Genomic DNA, 16,724 nt, shown 5'->3' with positions numbered 1-16,724 from the left:
CGCGCTGACCGCACCGAACCCGATTACAGCCCGAGTTCGCGTCCGATGACGACGTGTTGGATCTCGCTGGTCCCCTCGCCGATCTCCATCAGCTTCGCGTCGCGGTAGAAGCGCTGCGGGGCGAAGTCGGTCGTGTAGCCGTAGCCGCCGAGCGTCTGGACGGCCTCCTCGGCGACCTCGCGGGCCGCCTCGCTGGCGTCGAGCTTCGCCAGCGCCGACTCCTTCGTGACCGACTCCCCGGCGTCGTACCTCGTCGCCGCCTTGTGCGTGAGCAGCCGCGCCCGCTCAATCTGGCGGTGCATGTGAACGATCTTGTCCCGGACCGCGTCGAACTTCGCGATCGGCTTCCCGAACTGCTCGCGCTCGCCCGCGTACTCCTCGGCGGCCTCGTAGGCCCCCTGCGCCAGCCCGACGGAGAGCGCGGCGATGGAGATACGGCCGCCGTCGAGCGTCTTCATCGTCTGCGTCCAGCCCTCGCCCTCCTCGCCGAGCAGCCGGTCTTCCGGGAGCCGCACGTCGTCGAAGGCGATCTCGCAGGTCGGCGAACTGTTGAGTCCCATCTTGTCCCAGACCGTCGTCACCTCGAACCCGTCGTCCTCGTCGGGGTCGACGATGAACGTCGAGATGCCGTCGTAGCCCGCCTCGGGGTCGGTGACGGCCTTGACGAGGATCGAGTTCGCCACGTTCGCGTTCGTGATGAACTGCTTGGTGCCGTTGAGCACGTACTCGCCCGCGTCGGCGTCGTACTCGGCGGTGGTGTCCATGTCGGAGGCGTCGGAACCGCTGCCCGGCTCGGTGAGCGCCCACGCCCCGATCCCCTCGCCCTCCGCGAGCGGGCGGAGCCACTCCTCCTTCTGCTCGTCGGTGCCGAACAGGTCGATCGGCTTCGCGCCCAGCGAGGTGTGCGCGGCGTACGAGAGTCCGATCCCGCCGGAGACGCGGCCGATCTCCTCCGTGATCAGGGCGTACATCAGCTGGTCGCCGCCGAGTCCGCCGTACTCCTCGGAGACCGGGACGCCCATCACGTCGAGATCGGCGAGGGAGTCGAACACCTCCTCGGGGAACCGGTGTTCGTCCTCGATCTCCTGTGCGATGGGGGCGATCTCCGACTCGCAAAAGTCCCGGACGGTGTCGCGCATCATCCGGTGCTCGGCGGGTACCTCGAAGTCCATGGGCAAGAATTGCGACCCGCGGACATAAACGATGCGAACGACCGTGAAAGACCGCCCCACGTTCCGACCGACTCCGCCCGCGAGCCGACGACTTATGGGGCGTCGCCGCGTTCCGCCGGTATGGAGTTCCGGCAGCTCGTCCGCGGTCGCGTCGACTGGCCCGACATCGAGCGGGTCGCGCGCGAGCTGGCGGAGCGGTACGACCGCGACGGGATGCGGGTCCGGTTCCTCGACGCCGACAACTGGCTGTCGACCCCGATGGTCGTCGACGACGACCTCTTCGTGAAGGTGATAACCCGACAGAACACGCTCGTCCACGCGCTGTTCACCACCGGCCGGAACCTCGGCGCGTTCTCGGCCGGCACCGAGGGGTTCTTCGAGCGCCACGAGACCCCCTACGAGATGGCGCGTCACGAGCTGGAGGCGACCCGGCGGGTCCGCGAGCTGGGGGTCCACGCGCCGGAGCCGGTCGAGGCGTTCGAGGTCGGCGACCTCGGCGTCCTCGTGTTGGAGTACCTCCCCGAGTTCCGCACGCTGGGCGAGCTCGACCGGGAGACCGTCACCCAGCTCGCTCCCGAGCTGTTCGCGACGCTGCGGACGGTCCACGACGCCGGCCTCGCGCACGGCGACCTCCGCGCCGAGAACGTCCTCGTGGCCGACGGCGAGCTCTACGTCATCGACGCCACCCGCGTGAGCGAGGACGGCCGAGAGGCGGCACGCGCGTACGACCTCGCGAGCGCGCTCGCGGCGCTCGAACCGCTGATCGGCGCGGCCGCGGCCGTCGACGCGGGGCTGGGCAGTTACGACGTCGACGAGCTGCTCGCGGCCGAGCGGTTCCTCGACTTCGTCGCCATCCGGCCCGACCACGAGTTCGACGGCGCGGAGCTGAAAGGCGAACTCGAGAAGGGAGTGACGTAGCCCCGCGGACCGCGGTCGCGTCGCCCCGAGCCGCGGACGTTCGTCCCGCCGCGGATCGTGGGTACTCGCTTCGGTCCCCCCGCGGTCTCGTCGGCGGAACCTCGCGTCCGGGGCCGGCGGTCCGGTGGGGACTCACCCGCCGAGGTACAGCTCCGAGACCTCCTCGTCGTTCAGGAGTTCCTCGGGAGTCCCCTCGAACCTGACGGTCCCCTGATCGAGGACGTAGCCGCGGTCGGAGATGCCCAGCCCCTTGGTCACGTTCTGTTCGACCATCAGGATCGCCGTGTCCATGTCGTTGACGGCCCGAACGTCCTCGAACACGCCGTCGGCGGTGTTCGGCGCGAGCCCCGCGGACGGCTCGTCGATGAGCAGCACGTCCGGCTCCATCACGAGCGCTCTGGCGAACGCCAACACCTGCCGCTGTCCGCCCGAGAGCGTGCGGGCCTTCGCGTTCCGCTTCTCCTCGACGATCGGGAACCGGTCGTACAGCTTCCCTATCACCTCGTCGAGGCCGCCGTCGCGGGCGACGCCGCCCATCCGCAGGTTCTCCTCTATCGTCAGCGACCCGAACACGTTGTCGGTCTGGGGGACGTAGCCGATCCCCTCGCGGACGATCTCCTCGGGGGCCATTCCCCCGATGTCGCGGCCGTGGTACTCGACGGTCCCCGTCCACGGGGTCAACATCCCGAACGCCGTCTTGAGCACCGTCGACTTGCCGGCCCCGTTGGGACCGACGAGACAGACGATCTCGCCCGGGTCGAGTCGGACCGAGCAGTCGTCGAGCACCTGTACCTCGCCGTAGCCGCTGTCGACGCCCGACAGCGAGAGGACGGGGTCGGTCCCGCCGCGCGGCCCGTCCGCGGCCCCGGAACGGTCGTTGGCGGCCCCGGTCACGTCGTCGCTCATGCGCCACCTCCGAGGTAGGCGTCGATGACGCGCTGGTCGTTGCGCACCGAGTGCGGCGTCCCCTCGGTCAGGACGGTCCCCTGATCCAAGACGACGATCGGGTCCGCCAGGTCCATCACGAACTCCATGTCGTGTTCGATGAGCAGGAACGTCGTCCCGCGGTCGTTGAGCCGGCGGATCTGCGATTTGAGCTTCTTCGCGAGCGTCGGATTCACCCCCGCGACGGGCTCGTCCAAGAGCAGTACCTCCGGCTCGGCGAGCATGGCCCGCGCGAGTTCGACGAGCTTCATCTGCCCGCCGGAGATATCCGTCGCGGGCTGTTCCGCGAGGTGGTCGATCTCGAACTCCGCCAGTATCCGCTCCGCGTCGGCGAGGTTCTCCGACTCGCTCTCGGCGACCGCTCCCGGCGAGGTGAACAGCCGGACGAACGACTCGCCGGGCTGGTTCCGCGGCCCGACGAGCATGGCCTCGCGGACCGTCATCCCCTCCAGTTTGCGGGGGGTCTGGAACGTCCTGACGAGCCCGCGCTCGGCGACTTCGTACGGCTCCATGCCGGTCACGTCGGTCCCGTTCACCTCGACGGTCCCCCCGTCCGGCTCGTAGAAGCCGGAGATGAGGTTGAAGATGGTCGACTTGCCGGCCCCGTTCGGACCGATGAGGCCGGTGATCGTCCCCCGCTCGACGTCGAAGGTCGCGTGGTCCGTCGCGGTGAGCCCGCCGAACGACTTCTGGAGGTCGTCGACCCGGAGGACGACGTTCTCGGCGGCGGCGTCACTCATCGCCGCCACCTCCCTTGCGTTCGCGGACGCCGCTGTCCGGCGTCTCCGGCGCGCCGCCCCCGTCGACCGCGCTCGGCCAGATCAGCTCCCGCTGCGGCGGTAAGATCCCCTGCGGCCGGTAGCGCATGACGGCGACGATCACGACGCCGATCAACAGCAGGCGCAGCGGCGCGGGGTCGATCGGCAGCGCCACGTCGTTGAGGAACCGCGTCCCCTCGCGGATCGTGACGATGACGATCCCGCCGAACAGCGCCCCGCGGTTGGAGCCGCTGCCGCCCAAGATCACGGCGACCCACGCGTAGAACGTCGTGATGGGGTCGAGGTCGCCCGGTCCCACGTACAGGTTGAGGTGCGTGTAGAACACGCCCGCCAGCGCCATGATCAGGCTGCCGAGGACGAACGACTGCATCTTGAACGAGTAGGTGTTCTTCCCCAGCGCCCGCGCGAGGTCCTCGTCGGACCGGATCGTCCGTAGCACCCGCCCCCACGGGGACCGGTGGGCGCGTCGGAGGACGAAGAACGTCGCGCCGGCGAACCCGAGCACCAACAGGACGTTCAGCGACGCCTGCCAGAACGCCGTTTCGAGGAGTATCGGCGATCCGGGGACGACCTCCAGCCGCAGTCCCGGCATCGCCTCCGGGAACGTCGAGAGAACGGGCCACCCCTCGAAGAACCCCGGTATCCCCCGAACACCGGCGCTGCCGTTCGTCAGCCAGCGCTCGTTGAGCACGATCAGGCGGACGACCTCCGCCAGCCCGAGCGAGGCGATGGCGAGGTAGTCGGCCCGGAGCCGGAGCGTCGGGATACCGATGAGCAGCGCCAGCGCGAACGCGACGACGAGGGCGACGACGAGCCCGACGAGCGGGTTGAACCCGCCCGCGATCGGCGAGCCGCTCGCGGTCATCAGCGCGGAGCCGTACGCGCCGATGCCGAAGAACGCGGCGACGCTGAAGTTGATCAGTCCGGTGAACCCCCACTGGGCGTTCAGCCCGAACGACAGCAGCGCGTACATCCCCGCCAGCCCGACGAGGAACAGGAAGTACGTCGGGCCGAGCGCGCCGGTGAGCAGCGCGGCGAGGAGGAACAGCACGAACGCGACGCTGACGCCGAGCACCCACCCCTCCGGGCGGGTCAGCCCCGCGAGCGCCGCCTTCGGGGCGTCGAGCGCGCTCATGTCGCGTCCTCCCCGGCGATCCCGTTGGGCCGGATCAACAGGACCAGAACCATGATCACGAACGCGATGGCGTTCGCGTACTCGATGCTGACCAGGCTCCGAACGACCGCCGCGAGCCATCCGGGCCAGATCGGTATCGCTTCGACGACGGCTGAGAAGAACGGTGTCAGTTGGTTTATCATGCCGATGAGGAAGCCGCCCGCCATCGCGCCGTAGACGGAGCCGATACCGCCGAGGATCACGGCCGCGAAGATCACCAAGAGGAGGTTGAACCCCATCCGCGGCGAGAGCTGGTTGAACAGCCCGAGGAACACGCCGCCGGCACCGGCGAGTCCCGCGCCGATGACCCACGTCCACAGCTTGACCCGCCTCGTTCGGATGCCGCTGACGCGCGCGAGGTCCGGGTTGTCGGCCATCGCGCGCATCTTCCGACCGAGGTCGGTGTACTGTAGCAGGACGTGGAGTCCGACGACGAGGGCGACCGCCGAGGCGACGATCGCGACGTCGTGGAGCGTCACCCGGACCCCGTACGGGAGCAGCGCCTCGATCGGGCGCAGCGGCTGGATGTCGAACCGGGTGAAGTCGGAGCCGAACCGGATCTGGATCACCGCGCGGTAGATGAACGCGATCCCGATCGAGGTGATCAGCAGGCCGATCGAGTCGACGTCGAGCGGCTCGTAGACGAGCTTCTCGGTACCGACCGCGACAACCGCCGCGACGGCGATCCCGGCGAGGAGCGCGACGAAGAAGCCGTACGGGAGCCCCAACACCGCGCCGCCCAGTCCGCCGACCGCACCGAAGGTCACGAGCGACGTGTACGCGCCGATCGTCATCGTGTCGCCGTGCGCGAAGTTGGCGAAGTCGGCGATGCTGTACACCAGCGACAGCCCGATGCTCCCGAGGACGATGATGCTGCTGAAGACCAGCCCGTTGGCCAGGTATCCGAGAACGGTCATCTGTGGGGATCAGCCTTCGATGAAGTCGATGCCTTCGTACGCGTGGTCTTGGACCTCCAAGACCTGAAGGAACCCGACCGGGTCACCGTCCTCGTTGAAGTCGATGGGGCCGCTGACCCCCTGGTAGTCGACGTCGTCCGGACCGCCGCCGTCGGCGAGAATCTCGCTCGCGGCCTCGAAGGAGGTCACCGTCTCGCCCTCGGGGCCGGAGACGCGCCGGACGGTGTCCTGAAGCGCCGCGCCGGTGAACTCGTCCGCGGCCTGGATCGCGAGCGCGGCGTTGATCACGCAGTCGTACGCGTACGCCGCCCACGAGGTCGGTTGCCGGCCGTACTCCGACTCGAAGTCGGACGCGAACGCCTGGTAGTTCTCCTCCTCGACGGGTGCCGAGGGGGTGACGATCTTCATTCCGTCCATGCTCCCGTCGGGCGTGTTCTCCAGCACGTCGTCTCCGGACACGGAGTCGGCCCCGTAGAACTGCGCCTCGTAGCCGGACGAGAACACCTCGTTGACCATCGTCGCGAACTCCGCCTGGTAGGTGATGAACAGCCACGCGTCCGCGCCGGAGTTGTTCATCTCGGAGATGACGCCGGAGTACGACTGCTGTTCCTGGTCGTGCGGGCTGTTGTACGCCACCTCGCCGTCGTACGCGCTCACGAAGGCGTCGGTGAGGCTCTGCCCGTAGTCGTTGTTGACGTAGGTGATCGCCACCTCGTCGTAGCCGTCGTCGGCGACGATGTTCGACAGCGCGAGCGACTGGCTGCGCCCAGACGGCGACATCCGGAGCAGTCCCGGGAAGTCCGTGAGGTTGAGCCCGGTGGAGTTCTGGCTCAGCTGGACGACGTCGGTCCCCTCGACGACGCTGTCGTAGATGGCCAGCGAGACGCCCGAACCGACCGCGCCGATGAGGAAGGGGACGCCGTCCTGATTGACGAGCTTCTGTGCGGCCGCGATGCCGCCCTGGTTCGTGCTCTCGGAGTCCTCGATGACGATGTCGAGCTCCCGCCCGTCGATCCCGACCTCGTTGACCCGGCTCAACGCGAGGTTGACGCCGCGCTGGTTGCGCTCGCCGAACGCCGACAGCGAGCCGGTCTGCGAGTCGACCATCCCGATCTCGTACGGGTCGGACGAGTCTCCTCCGTCGCCGCCGTCGCTTCCGTCGCCCTCGTCGGTCGTGCTGAGACAGCCCGACAGGGCGAGGACGCCCGCTCCCCCGGTCAGTTTCAGCAGCGTTCTCCGGTCCGTAACGTCCATGGTATCTTGTGACATATCGCTCGGTAGAGTCCAGTTTGGGAGAGTATCTCAACCCCGACCCGTCCATGGTCGGATCCGACTTTCCTCCGCGGCGGGCGCGGCGACATTTTCGCGACAGCGTTCATTTCGGACAGAATATCTCGGACTAATTGGTCGGGTGCCCATATATACCGATACCGCCCCGCCGTACGCACATGATACCGCCAATCGCGAGCAACTTCGTCGCCGGAGAGACGCCGGAGGCGGCGCTCGCTCACGTCGAGTCGCTCAACGACCGCGGCGTGGCCGGCATCCTGAACCTCCTGGGCGAACACTACGAGGAACGGTCGCCGGCCGACGCGGACGCCGACGCGTACGTCGACCTCGTCGAGCGGGTCGCCGAGCGGGAGGTCGACGCCTGCGTCTCGGTGAAGTCGAGCCAGATCGGGCTCGACGTCGGCGACGACGCCTTCGAGGAGAACCTCGCCCGGATCGTCGCGGCGGCGAACGGGACCGCCGAGACCGCGCCCGACGACGCCGACACCTTCGTCTGGATCGACATGGAGGACCACGAGACGACGGACGTCACGCTCGACGCGTTCGAGCGCCACGCCGTCGAGACGGGCGGCAACGTCGGCGTCTGCGTACAGGCGAACCTGAAGCGGACGCGCGAGGACCTCGAACGGCTCGCCGGGCTTCCGGGGAAGGTCCGGCTCGTCAAGGGGGCGTACGACGAGCCGGCCGAGCTGTCGTACAAGGAGAAGGCTCGCGTCGACGAGTCGTACCGGGACTGCCTCGCGTACATGTTCGAGGCGTTCGACGACGGGGTCGCCGTCGGGAGCCACGACCCGGCGATGATCGAGTACGCGGAAGAGCTCCACGCCGAACACGGGACGCCATACGAGGTCCAGATGCTGACCGGGGTCCGGGAGTCGGCGCAGTTCGACCTCGCCGCCGACGGCGTCGACGTGTACCAGTACATCCCGTACGGCTCCAAGTGGTTCTCCTACTTCTACCGGCGGATCCGCGAGCGGAAATCGAACGCGCTGTTCGCGCTCCGCGCGGTCGTGGGACGCTGACCCGACCGACCTTTCGATTCGGGGGCGCAGCGGCGGGCACCGCGCAGACGGTCGCGGGCGGTCACGGGTCCAAGAGCTTCGATTCCGCCTTCCGGAGGTGTTCGAGCAGCGTCGTCTTCGAGACGTCCATGTCCTCGGCGAGCTCGCGCGTCGACGCCTCTCGGGGCCACTCGTAGTACCCCGACTCCCGAGCGTGTTCGTACACGTCCCGCTGGGTCGGGGTCAGCGTGTCGAGCCGCTGCTCGCGGGCGGTCCGTCCGGCGTAGCCGGTCGAGGACATCGACTCGACGGAGACCTCCGCTCCGGCGTCCGCCTGTACCGCGTCGAGCGCGTCGCGTATCTCCGTCCGCTCGCCGACGAAGCACACCTGCCACTCCTCGCGGCCGTCCTCGATCCTGACCGGCGCGCTGTGGACGAACCCGTGTTCGAGCAGCGTCGGACACACCATGTCCGCCGGGTCGTACTCCAGGAAGAACTCGCGGACGACGTTCCCGGGAGCGTCCCGGGCGCGACCGAACCGCTCTTTCAGTTCGAACAGGTCGCCCGCGCGGTCCGACTCGCGGATCGCGTCCAGCAGCGCCTCGACCCCCTCGTTGGTGTCGGCGAACGCGGTGAACAGCCCGTTCACCGAGTTGGGTGGGGCACCGTCCGCCTTCGGCGTGTTGTAGATGGCGTGAGCCAACACCCCGCCGGAGGTCCGCTCCGTCGCCTCGATAGCCCAACAGTTCGGATGCCAGAGGTCCAAGGTCAGCCGAGTACCCGACCACTCCCGGTCCCGATCCGCGTCTGAGATCGCCATGAGGAATACAGTTTGGTATCGTGTGACAAAAACGCTTCCGACCATGGTCGGGTGGGTTATTTGGCCGTGCGGAGCGAAACGACGACTATGGCAGACGCCTACAACCACTACATCGACGGCGAGTGGGTCGACGGCGACGGCTCAGAGACGTTCGAGAGCGAGAACCCGGCGACGGGCGAGTCGCTCGGGGAGTTCCGGCGCGGGACCCCCGACGACGTCGACCGCGCGGTCGCCGCCGCCGACGAGGCGTTCGAGGAGTGGCGAGAGCTCTCCCGGATTCAGCGGGCCGAGTACCTCTGGGACGTGTACCACGAGCTTCGCGAGCGCACGGACGAACTCGGTGCGATCGTCTCGAAGGAGTGCGGCAAGGAGATCTCGGAGGGGAAAGCCGACGTGGTCGAGGCCGCGCACATGGTCGAGTGGGCCGCGGGCGACGCCCGCCACCCGAAGGGCGACATCGTCCCCTCTGAGATCCCCTCGAAGGACGCGTACATGCGCCGGAAGCCGCGCGGCGTCACCGGCTGTATCACCCCGTGGAACTTCCCGGTCGCGATCCCGTACTGGCACATGGCCATCGCGCTGGTCGAGGGGAACACCGTCGTGTTCAAGCCGGCCGAGCAGACCCCGTGGTGCGCGCAGATCGTCGCGGAGATGTTCGACGACGCGGGGATCCCCGACGGCGTGTTCAACATGGTACAGGGGTTCGGCGACGCGGGCAACGCGATCGTCGAGAACGACGACGTCCCGACCGTCCTCTTCACCGGCTCCGCGGAGGTCGGCCACCACATCCAGGACAAGCTCGGCGGCGTGCCCGGCAAACGGGCGGCCTGCGAGATGGGCGGGAAGAACGCCGTCGTCGTCACCGACGAGGCCGACCTCGACGTCGCCGTCCACTCCGCGGTGATGTCCTCGTTCAAGACGACCGGCCAGCGCTGCGTCTCCGCCGAGCGGCTGATCGTCCACAGCGACGTGTACGACGAGTTCAAATCGCGGTTCGTCGAGGTCGCCGAGTCGGTCGCGGTCGGCGACCCCCTCGACGAGGACACGTTCATGGGGCCGCTCGTCGAGGCGGACCACCACGAGAAGGTCACCGAGTACAACGAGCTCGCCCGCGAGGAGGGCGTGAACGTCCTCGTCGACCGGACGGAGCTGGACCCGGACGAGATCCCGGACGGCCACGAGGACGGCCACTGGATCGGCCCGTTCGTCTACGAGGCGGACCCGGACGCCGACCTGCGGTGTACCCACGAGGAGGTGTTCGGCCCCCACGTCGCGCTCCTCGAATACGACGGGGACATCGAGCGCGCCGTCGAGATCCAGAACGACGTGGACTACGGGCTGGCGGGCGCGATCATCTCGGAGGACTACCGGCAGATCAACTACTACCGCGACCGCGCCGAACTCGGGCTGGCGTACGGGAACCTCCCGTGTATCGGCGCTGAAGTCCAGCTCCCCTTCGGCGGCGTGAAGAAGTCCGGCAACGGCTACCCCTCCGCCCGCGAGGCGATCGAGGCCGTCACCGACCGCACCGCGTGGACCCTGAACAACTCGAAGGAGATCGAGATGGCACAGGGGCTCTCGGCCGACATCAAGACGAAGAACGACTGACGCCGCGGTTTCGGCGTCGCTTCTCCCTTATCAGTCCGCGACGCCCCGCACCGCCGCGACCGTCTCCTCGGGCGTCTCGGCCGCCGCGAGCGCGCCGCGAGCGACGAGCCGCGTCCGCGGGCGACCCACCGGCTGCGGCACCGGCTCCGTCTCGACCAGTCCCGCCTCGCCCAGGAGCCGTTTTATCCGCGTGAACGTCGAGGGACTCCCGAGCCCCGCGTCCTCGCAGGCACGCCGGAGGGTCCGGTCAAGCGCCGCCTCGCGGACCCCGACCGCGTAGGCCCGGATGCGAGTCTCCTCCGGGTTCGGGCCGGGGGTTCCGGAGCCGTCCGAGTCGGAGGACGCGTCGAGCACGCGGAGCACCGCGGCCGCGACTGTCCCGTCGCACCGCGACGCGAACCCCTCGTACACCCGGCGTCGGCTCGGGGTTCGAAGGCGATGCGGCTCGGCGTCCGCGAACCGCGAGCCGTAGCGTCCGCGGAGCGAGGCGTCGTCGCCGACGCGGTGCCATCGAGATGTCCCCCCGTCGTCCGGGCTGCCGCGCTCGCCCTCGACCAGCGCGAATCCGGTCTCGCCGCCCGCCAGCACCGCGTTCGGCTGCGGCGCGTCGAGGACGCGGAGATTGACCGCGTCGGCGTCCAGAAGCGCCGCGAGCCGGCTCGCCGACCGGAACCCCGCGGTCGCGGCGTCGACCGCCGACTCGCACGCGAGCACGCGCAGCGTTGGGAGGTTCTCCGCCGGGCCGGAAGGGCCCTCCCCACTCTCCGCGTCCCTCCCGCTCGCGAGGTCCGAGACGGTCGGTTCGACGAGCGCCGGGGCGGCCTCGCGGTACGCCTCCGCGACGGCGCGGAGCAGCCGGGGCCCCGGGTCGACGAGAAGCGGGTCGGAGAGCGCTCGGAGCGGGAGCGGCTCCGGGAGCAAGGGGAGGGCGGGACCGGTGGCCATCGGGCGATCCTACGGGGGCCGCGTGTTAAACCTGTGGAGGCACGCCCGGCGTGCCGGCTCGCGCGCCTTTTTCACCCCGCGCTCGGAAGCGGAACGCGTGCCACCGCTCGACCTCTCGATCGGGCTCGGAACCTCCGGGCTCGACGATCCCGAGACCTGTACCGACACCGTCGCCGCGGCGTTGGACGCCGGCTACCGCCACGTCGACACCGCGCAGATGTACGACAACGAGACCGCCGTCGGCAGGGGGATCGCCGAGAGCGACGTCGACCGCGACGACGTCGTCGTCGCCACGAAAGTCCACCCGGAGAACCTCGCGCCGGCGGACGTGCGCGAGACGGCCCGCGAGAGCCTCGACCGGCTCGGACTCGACCGCGTGGACCTCCTGTACGTCCACTGGCCGATCCGGACGTACGACCCGGCGGAGACGCTGCCGGCGTTCGACGACCTCCGCGACGCGGGGGTCACCGACCACGTCGGCGTCTCGAACTTCACGCCCGACCTCCTGCGCGAGGCCGACGAGATCCTCGACGGGCCCATCGCGGCCCACCAAGTCGAGTGCCACCCGCGGTTCCAACAGCGGGAGCTGCGCGACCTCGCCGACGAGTTCGACCACCGGCTCGTCGGCTACTCCCCGCTCGGGCGCGGCGAGATCCTCGACGACCCGGAGGTGGCCGCGATCGCGGAGCGGAACGATCTCTCGCCCGCCGTCCTCGCGCTCGCGTGGGCGCTTGACCGCGGGATCGTCCCGATCCCGAAGGCGCGCGGCGACCACGTCCGGGAGAACCTGCGCGCGGCCGAGGTCGACCTGCCCGAGACCGCCCTCGACGCCGTGGACGCGCTCGACTCCGGCGAACGGCGGATCGATCCCGACGACGCGGCGTGGAACCGGTGAACTGACCCCGCGCGGAGGGGTTGGCGTCCGCACCTCGCCGGCCAGCTCCCTCGCGTCCCCGCGCTCAGACCGCGTCGAGCCGCGCCCGTAGCTCCTCGTCCGCCCGCTCGACCAGGCCCTCGACCGGCTCGTCCAGGTACGTCGCCCACTGGTCGATAAAGCCCGAGCGCCCGAGCATCCTGACCGCCTCGTAGACGGGTCGCCGGCGCTCGAACCCCGCCGGAAGTCCGCCGGCCCGCTCGCGGTACCCATCTCGGAGCGCCGCGGCGAACCGCTCCGGCCCGGTCGAGTCGAAGCCGTTGAGCAGTTGGTCCTCCGCGCGCACCAGGTCCCGCGCCGGGTCGCCGACGTGGGACAGCTCCCAGTCGATCGGCGAGACGCCCGCACCGCCCCCACCGACCGCGCCGGTTCCACCGGTCCCCTCGCTTCCGGTCGTCACGAAGAGGTTCGGCTTCGTGATGTCGCCGTGGAGCAGCGCCGCCGGCGCGCCGTCGAGCAGGTCGCGGTTCGCGCGGACGCAGTCGACGACCGCGTCGTAGTGGTCAGCGAGGCGTTCGGAGGTCCCGATATCGCGAGTCCGTTCGATCGTCGCGAGCAGGACGTCGGTCCACGGCGCGAACCCGACCGAGAGCCCGGTCGGCGGGCCGCCGTCTCCCGCCGCGTCGCTCTCGACCGCGTCGCCCTCCGTCTCGTCGCTCCCGGCCGCGTCGCCATCGGCGGCTGATCCGGTTTCGGTCCCCGCCCCCACGACCTCGCCGTGCCGGGGGAATCGGTGGGCGTGGAGCGCAGCGAGCGCGCCGCCGACGCGGCGGAGGAGGCGTTCGCGCTCGTCGTCGCTCGCAGCCTCGTAGACGGCCAGTAGCTCTCGGCCCCGCGCCGGTGCCGTCGCGAGGTACGCCGGGTCGCCGCCGGGGTCGGCGGCCAGCACGTCGGGGACCGCGAGCGGGCCGTGCGCGTCGACGTACCGGAGCACGGCGCGCTCGCGAGCGATCCGACTGCCGTCGTCCGTGAGCGCGACCTTGAGGAATGCCCGGCCGCCGTCCGCGAAGGTCACGCCGACCGTCTCGTTGCTCCCGTTCCACGAGGGACCGACGCCGGTCAGCCGGTCCGGGATCCGGCCCGGGAACGCCGCGTCGAGGGCCCGCGATATCGGCTCCGAGTCGGCGACATCCATGGGATTCTGTCCGTCTCGCTGGATGTTAAGATTGCTGTCATCGTCTCTCACTCCTGTGCCGTGAAACCCCGCGACACGCCCCAGTTTCACGAACTGAGATTTTCATCGACACGCTCATACGTGTCGGCGAACCAGAAATAGTCCAGTGAACGACGGGTCACCAGACGGACGTATCGGATTCGAGGCCGACGGCGAGACGCTCGCCGTCAGCGACCGCATCGAGGGGACCCGGCTCGACCTGCGGACGGACCGCGAACCGGAGCTCTCCCCGGCGCTCCCCGAGCTGTTCCCGCTCCCGGTCGACCGGGCGGTGAGCTTCGAGGCGGAGTCCGTGTCGGTCTCGGAGTACTCGAACGTGAACGTACGCCGCGCGGACGGCGACTTCGTCGCGCAGCTCGACGAGCCGTCGGAGTTCCCGCGCGGCGACTACTGCGTCGAGATAAACGGCGTGACGAAGGTGCTGCTGCGGGTCGAGGACGCGGAGATCGATGCCAGTGGGATGGCCGGCTCCGGCCCCATCGAACTGGTGTTCGACCGCCCGACCACGGTGACGGTCGGAGCGCGCTCGCTCCACACGCGCCCCGAAGCGACGATCACGGTCCCGGACGACCCGGCCGCGCTGACGGAGGCCGTGTCGGTCCTCGGATCGTCGATACGGGAGTTCTCGCCGGAGCGGTCGTGGCCGACGCTCCGGGGATACCCCCCGCGGATCGAGCGGGGCGACGAACTCGACATCCCCAGCCCGCTGACGGTCCCCGACACGGGCGTCGAGGTCGTCGTTCGGCCGACGTACGCCGACGTTTACCGGCTCTCGACGCTGTCGTACTACCTCGGCGCGCGGATGACCGTCGGGGACGCGCCGGCGATCCGGCTCGAAACCGGGTACGAGGAGCGACTTCCCACCGAGGGCGAAGCGCTCGAACAGCGGGTCAAGGAGCTGTTCGGGACGTGGTTCTTCCTCGACACGCTCGCGCGGACCGAGGGGTACGTCCCGTCCGACCGGTACGAGTACGAGCAGGTCGGCGCGGAGCTTCCCTTCTACCCCCCGAACCTCGCGGACAGTTCGATGAGCGAGCGACTCATGGAGTACCTGGAGGTGGAGCCGAAGATTGTCGAGCCGTACATCCCCTCGTGGCCGACCGTGGCGACCGTACGCCCCGTACCCGCGGCGGCGGAACTACTCCCTCACCTCGCGCGCGCCTTCGCCCCCGTCCACGTTCGAGCTACCGACGGCGCGACGTCCCCGGACGAACCGGTCGCGTTGGCGACATCGGGATGGCAAGACGGCGTCACGAGTCGGAGACCGAACCCCGCGGCAGACCTCATTCCGGCTTGGAGTTCCGTCCTAACGCCTTCAACGTACGAGAACCGGCTCCGACGCGAGATGGCCGACCGCGGCGACGTGGCCGTGGCTTTCCTTATCGAGACGGAGGAACGCGCCCGGGACGTACGGAACTCGCTGACGAATCCTGAGGTCCCGGACGGGATCGGACGGTGGTCGGTGTACGCCGCCCCGAACAGCGACGCGGTCTCAGAGATTCTCACCGACTCTGGGCTCGATGTCGTCTTCTGCGGACTACCGACGGAAGACGGTGTCATCGAGACTGCGGACGGGGTCGTCGACGTCACGAACGTGAGCGCCGGCTCCGATCTCCGCGCGCCGGCGGTGTCCGTCTTCGAGGACGGAAGCGACGTCACGGCTGCCGCCGCCGCAGTCGACCGAGGGGGATCGGCCGCCGCCGTCTTCGAGACCCCGATCGAACCCAGTCGTCTTCGGACGCTGATCGGGTTGCTCGCGGCCGGCTGTCCGATCGTCGCCGCGGCTCGGTTCGTGTCCGACGCCACGGACTCGGTGACACGCTTCGCCGGAGACCCCGGAACCGTTGCCGCCGTCGACAGGGGACTCACAGCGCAGGTCTACTCGTGTCGTCCCCTCGATCCGGATACTCACCGGGTTCACTGCCGGTCGTTCCTCTCGTCGGAAGCGCTACTTGGCAGAGAGTTTCAGGTGGTTGCCGATCCGTTCGACCCGACGCCGTCTCTGGCCGGAACCGAGCGCGATATCGGCCGAACGGATCCCTCTGGAATTCTTCGGCTACACGACCTGAAGGGGCCCGTAATTCGTCTGTCAGACGAGTTCTACCTCCAAAACGACGAACTCACCGTCGAGAAGATCGAGGCGTCCGCTCGGCGGGCGCTCACCGCGGACGACTCCATCGACGACGGCGAAACCACGGGTACAGACGCGGAGTCGTGCTTTCGCGACTGATCCGACGCACCCGTCCGTCGCTACGGGACCCGCGCCGCACCGTATTCTCCCCGGCCGACATTCTTTATTCCCCGGACGACGAAGCGCCGCGTATGCCTCAGGTACACCTCGGCGAGGAGACGGTCGAGCGGCTCGACGCGCTCCGGGTCGACGACGAGGAGTACGATGAGATCGTCACCGAGCTCATCAACATCTACGAGGCGGAGGAGCTGACGCTGTTCCGCGGCAGCGACATCGAGTGAGAAAACACGTCCGCGGACCGGCCGGTCGCCGGTCTCGGACTCACTCCTGATACGCGAGCCGGACCTGCTCCCACTTGCCGACCTCCTCCAAGTGGGCCTGTAGCTCGTCGGCGTACTCCTGTACCAGCCGCTCCGCGGCCTCCAGTTCCTCGTCCGAGGGACCACCGCCACCGCCCCCGCCGAGACCGAGCGCGCCCTTGATCGAGTCGACGAGGCCGCCGCCAGAGTCGCCCGCCTCTCCGCCGCCGGGGGCACCGCCCATCCCCGCCATCTGCGAGCGGAGGTTCTCCAGTTCCGGCATGATCGCCGGGAGGCTCGACGTGTCCGCCACGACGCGGGCGTCCTCCGGGTCGTCGGCGTTCTCGATCTCGAAGTCGATCGCGGTCATGATGAGGCCCCACTCCTGGCTGGAGAAGCGGGACGCCGCGACGCGGTCGTTGAACTGGTTGTCGACGGTCATCCGCTCGCCGACGATGGCGTCGGTCCACTCGCTCATGCGCCTCCGTTCGACGGTCGCGGTGAAAAGTCCGTCCCCCCGATTCGACCCGTCGCCGCCGGTCGGTTCCCGCGCCGAG

16 protein-coding genes are annotated in these 16,724 nt (G+C 69.3%); 6 read left to right on the top strand and 10 right to left on the bottom strand.

Features of this window, described 5'->3' with window-relative positions:
- Window positions 1-23 precede the first annotated feature (23 nt).
- Window positions 24-1,172, bottom strand: coding sequence for an acyl-CoA dehydrogenase family protein (locus tag C472_RS04515; RefSeq protein ID WP_006628619.1), 1,149 nt, complete (start codon window positions 1,170-1,172; stop codon window positions 24-26).
- Window positions 1,173-1,292: 120 nt separating this feature from the next.
- Here C472_RS04515 and C472_RS04510 point away from each other — a divergent pair, with 120 nt between their 5' ends.
- Window positions 1,293-2,090 (top strand): RIO1 family regulatory kinase/ATPase domain-containing protein, encoded by a 798-nt coding sequence (locus C472_RS04510; protein WP_006628618.1) that lies wholly within the window; start codon window positions 1,293-1,295, stop codon window positions 2,088-2,090.
- Between the two features lie 132 nt (window positions 2,091-2,222).
- On the opposite strand, the gene C472_RS04505 is transcribed toward C472_RS04510, so the two are convergent.
- Genes C472_RS04505 through C472_RS04485 form a run of 5 tightly spaced genes read right to left on the bottom strand, consistent with a single transcriptional unit; the run spans window position 2,223 to window position 7,174 of the window.
- The gene (locus tag C472_RS04505; protein WP_006628617.1) at window positions 2,223-2,996 is read right to left on the bottom strand and encodes an ABC transporter ATP-binding protein; all 774 of its coding nucleotides are present in this window, start codon (window positions 2,994-2,996) and stop codon (window positions 2,223-2,225) included.
- A complete protein-coding gene (locus tag C472_RS04500; protein ID WP_006628616.1) occupies window positions 2,993-3,775 on the bottom strand; it encodes an ABC transporter ATP-binding protein in 783 nt (260 codons plus the stop codon). Before C472_RS04500 ends, C472_RS04505 begins: the two co-directional genes overlap by 4 nt.
- On the bottom strand, window positions 3,768-4,949 hold the full coding sequence (locus C472_RS04495; RefSeq protein ID WP_006628615.1) for a branched-chain amino acid ABC transporter permease: 1,182 nt from the start codon (window positions 4,947-4,949) through the stop codon (window positions 3,768-3,770). The genes C472_RS04500 and C472_RS04495 overlap by 8 nt, the downstream gene beginning before the upstream one ends.
- Window positions 4,946-5,905: a branched-chain amino acid ABC transporter permease gene (locus tag C472_RS04490; protein WP_006628614.1), complete on the bottom strand. Its 960-nt coding sequence runs from the start codon at window positions 5,903-5,905 to the stop codon at window positions 4,946-4,948. The genes C472_RS04495 and C472_RS04490 overlap by 4 nt, the downstream gene beginning before the upstream one ends.
- Window positions 5,906-5,914: 9 nt before the next feature.
- Complete coding sequence (locus tag C472_RS04485) at window positions 5,915-7,174, bottom strand: ABC transporter substrate-binding protein (protein ID WP_049906310.1); 1,260 nt, start codon at window positions 7,172-7,174, stop codon at window positions 5,915-5,917.
- 179 nt (window positions 7,175-7,353) lie between these two features.
- On the opposite strand from C472_RS04485, the gene C472_RS04480 reads away from it, so the two are divergent.
- On the top strand, window positions 7,354-8,217 hold the full coding sequence (locus C472_RS04480; protein ID WP_006628612.1) for a proline dehydrogenase family protein: 864 nt from the start codon (window positions 7,354-7,356) through the stop codon (window positions 8,215-8,217).
- A gap of 61 nt (window positions 8,218-8,278) precedes the next feature.
- Here C472_RS04480 and C472_RS04475 read toward each other — a convergent pair whose 3' ends face one another.
- Entirely contained in the window at window positions 8,279-9,016 is a 738-nt protein-coding gene (locus tag C472_RS04475) for a helix-turn-helix domain-containing protein (RefSeq protein WP_006628611.1), read from the bottom strand.
- 87 nt (window positions 9,017-9,103) lie between these two features.
- Here C472_RS04475 and C472_RS04470 point away from each other — a divergent pair, with 87 nt between their 5' ends.
- Window positions 9,104-10,624 carry an aldehyde dehydrogenase family protein gene (locus C472_RS04470; RefSeq protein WP_006628610.1) on the top strand — a complete coding sequence of 507 codons (1,521 nt, stop codon included), beginning with the start codon at window positions 9,104-9,106 and terminating at the stop codon, window positions 10,622-10,624.
- Window positions 10,625-10,654: 30 nt separating this feature from the next.
- Here the strand turns inward: C472_RS04470 and C472_RS04465 are convergent, their stop codons facing one another.
- A complete protein-coding gene (locus C472_RS04465) occupies window positions 10,655-11,569 on the bottom strand; it encodes a transcriptional regulator TbsP domain-containing protein (RefSeq protein ID WP_006628609.1) in 915 nt (304 codons plus the stop codon).
- A 97-nt stretch (window positions 11,570-11,666) separates the two neighbouring features.
- Here C472_RS04465 and C472_RS04460 point away from each other — a divergent pair, with 97 nt between their 5' ends.
- Window positions 11,667-12,464, top strand: a complete 798-nt coding sequence (locus tag C472_RS04460) for an aldo/keto reductase (RefSeq protein WP_006628608.1) — start codon at window positions 11,667-11,669, stop codon at window positions 12,462-12,464.
- 64 nt (window positions 12,465-12,528) lie between these two features.
- Here the strand turns inward: C472_RS04460 and C472_RS04455 are convergent, their stop codons facing one another.
- Window positions 12,529-13,638 (bottom strand): phosphotransferase family protein, encoded by a 1,110-nt coding sequence (locus C472_RS04455; protein WP_006628607.1) that lies wholly within the window; start codon window positions 13,636-13,638, stop codon window positions 12,529-12,531.
- 145 nt (window positions 13,639-13,783) lie between these two features.
- Here C472_RS04455 and C472_RS04450 point away from each other — a divergent pair, with 145 nt between their 5' ends.
- Window positions 13,784-15,907, top strand: coding sequence for a hypothetical protein (locus C472_RS04450; RefSeq protein WP_006628606.1), 2,124 nt, complete (start codon window positions 13,784-13,786; stop codon window positions 15,905-15,907).
- Between the two features lie 92 nt (window positions 15,908-15,999).
- Window positions 16,000-16,149 (top strand): DUF7557 family protein, encoded by a 150-nt coding sequence (locus C472_RS17445; protein ID WP_006628605.1) that lies wholly within the window; start codon window positions 16,000-16,002, stop codon window positions 16,147-16,149.
- Between the two features lie 40 nt (window positions 16,150-16,189).
- Here the strand turns inward: C472_RS17445 and C472_RS04445 are convergent, their stop codons facing one another.
- Window positions 16,190-16,645 (bottom strand): DUF5799 family protein, encoded by a 456-nt coding sequence (locus C472_RS04445; protein WP_006628604.1) that lies wholly within the window; start codon window positions 16,643-16,645, stop codon window positions 16,190-16,192.
- Between the last annotated feature and the right edge of the window lie 79 nt (window positions 16,646-16,724).

The organism is Halorubrum tebenquichense DSM 14210, from assembly GCF_000337415.1.
GTDB lineage: Archaea > Halobacteriota > Halobacteria > Halobacteriales > Haloferacaceae > Halorubrum > Halorubrum tebenquichense.
This window is presented reverse-complemented; position numbering and strand designations above follow the sequence as displayed.

What these genes read in the sequence shown, in the direction of transcription:
- C472_RS04490 (WP_006628614.1), bottom strand. Translation starts at nt 5,905, where the DNA reads ATGACCGTTCTCGGATACCTGGCCAACGGGCTGGTCTTCAGCAGCATC.
- C472_RS04475 (WP_006628611.1), bottom strand. Translation starts at nt 9,016, where the DNA reads ATGGCGATCTCAGACGCGGATCGGGACCGGGAGTGGTCGGGTACTCGG.
- C472_RS04470 (WP_006628610.1), top strand. Translation starts at nt 9,104, where the DNA reads ATGGCAGACGCCTACAACCACTACATCGACGGCGAGTGGGTCGACGGC.
- C472_RS04445 (WP_006628604.1), bottom strand. Translation starts at nt 16,645, where the DNA reads ATGAGCGAGTGGACCGACGCCATCGTCGGCGAGCGGATGACCGTCGAC.
- C472_RS04515 (WP_006628619.1), bottom strand. Translation starts at nt 1,172, where the DNA reads ATGGACTTCGAGGTACCCGCCGAGCACCGGATGATGCGCGACACCGTC.
- C472_RS04455 (WP_006628607.1), bottom strand. Translation starts at nt 13,638, where the DNA reads ATGGATGTCGCCGACTCGGAGCCGATATCGCGGGCCCTCGACGCGGCG.
- C472_RS04510 (WP_006628618.1), top strand. Translation starts at nt 1,293, where the DNA reads ATGGAGTTCCGGCAGCTCGTCCGCGGTCGCGTCGACTGGCCCGACATC.
- C472_RS04505 (WP_006628617.1), bottom strand. Translation starts at nt 2,996, where the DNA reads ATGAGCGACGACGTGACCGGGGCCGCCAACGACCGTTCCGGGGCCGCG.
- C472_RS04465 (WP_006628609.1), bottom strand. Translation starts at nt 11,569, where the DNA reads ATGGCCACCGGTCCCGCCCTCCCCTTGCTCCCGGAGCCGCTCCCGCTC.
- C472_RS04480 (WP_006628612.1), top strand. Translation starts at nt 7,354, where the DNA reads ATGATACCGCCAATCGCGAGCAACTTCGTCGCCGGAGAGACGCCGGAG.
- C472_RS04500 (WP_006628616.1), bottom strand. Translation starts at nt 3,775, where the DNA reads ATGAGTGACGCCGCCGCCGAGAACGTCGTCCTCCGGGTCGACGACCTC.
- C472_RS04485 (WP_049906310.1), bottom strand. Translation starts at nt 7,174, where the DNA reads ATGTCACAAGATACCATGGACGTTACGGACCGGAGAACGCTGCTGAAA.
- C472_RS04495 (WP_006628615.1), bottom strand. Translation starts at nt 4,949, where the DNA reads ATGAGCGCGCTCGACGCCCCGAAGGCGGCGCTCGCGGGGCTGACCCGC.
- C472_RS17445 (WP_006628605.1), top strand. Translation starts at nt 16,000, where the DNA reads ATGCCTCAGGTACACCTCGGCGAGGAGACGGTCGAGCGGCTCGACGCG.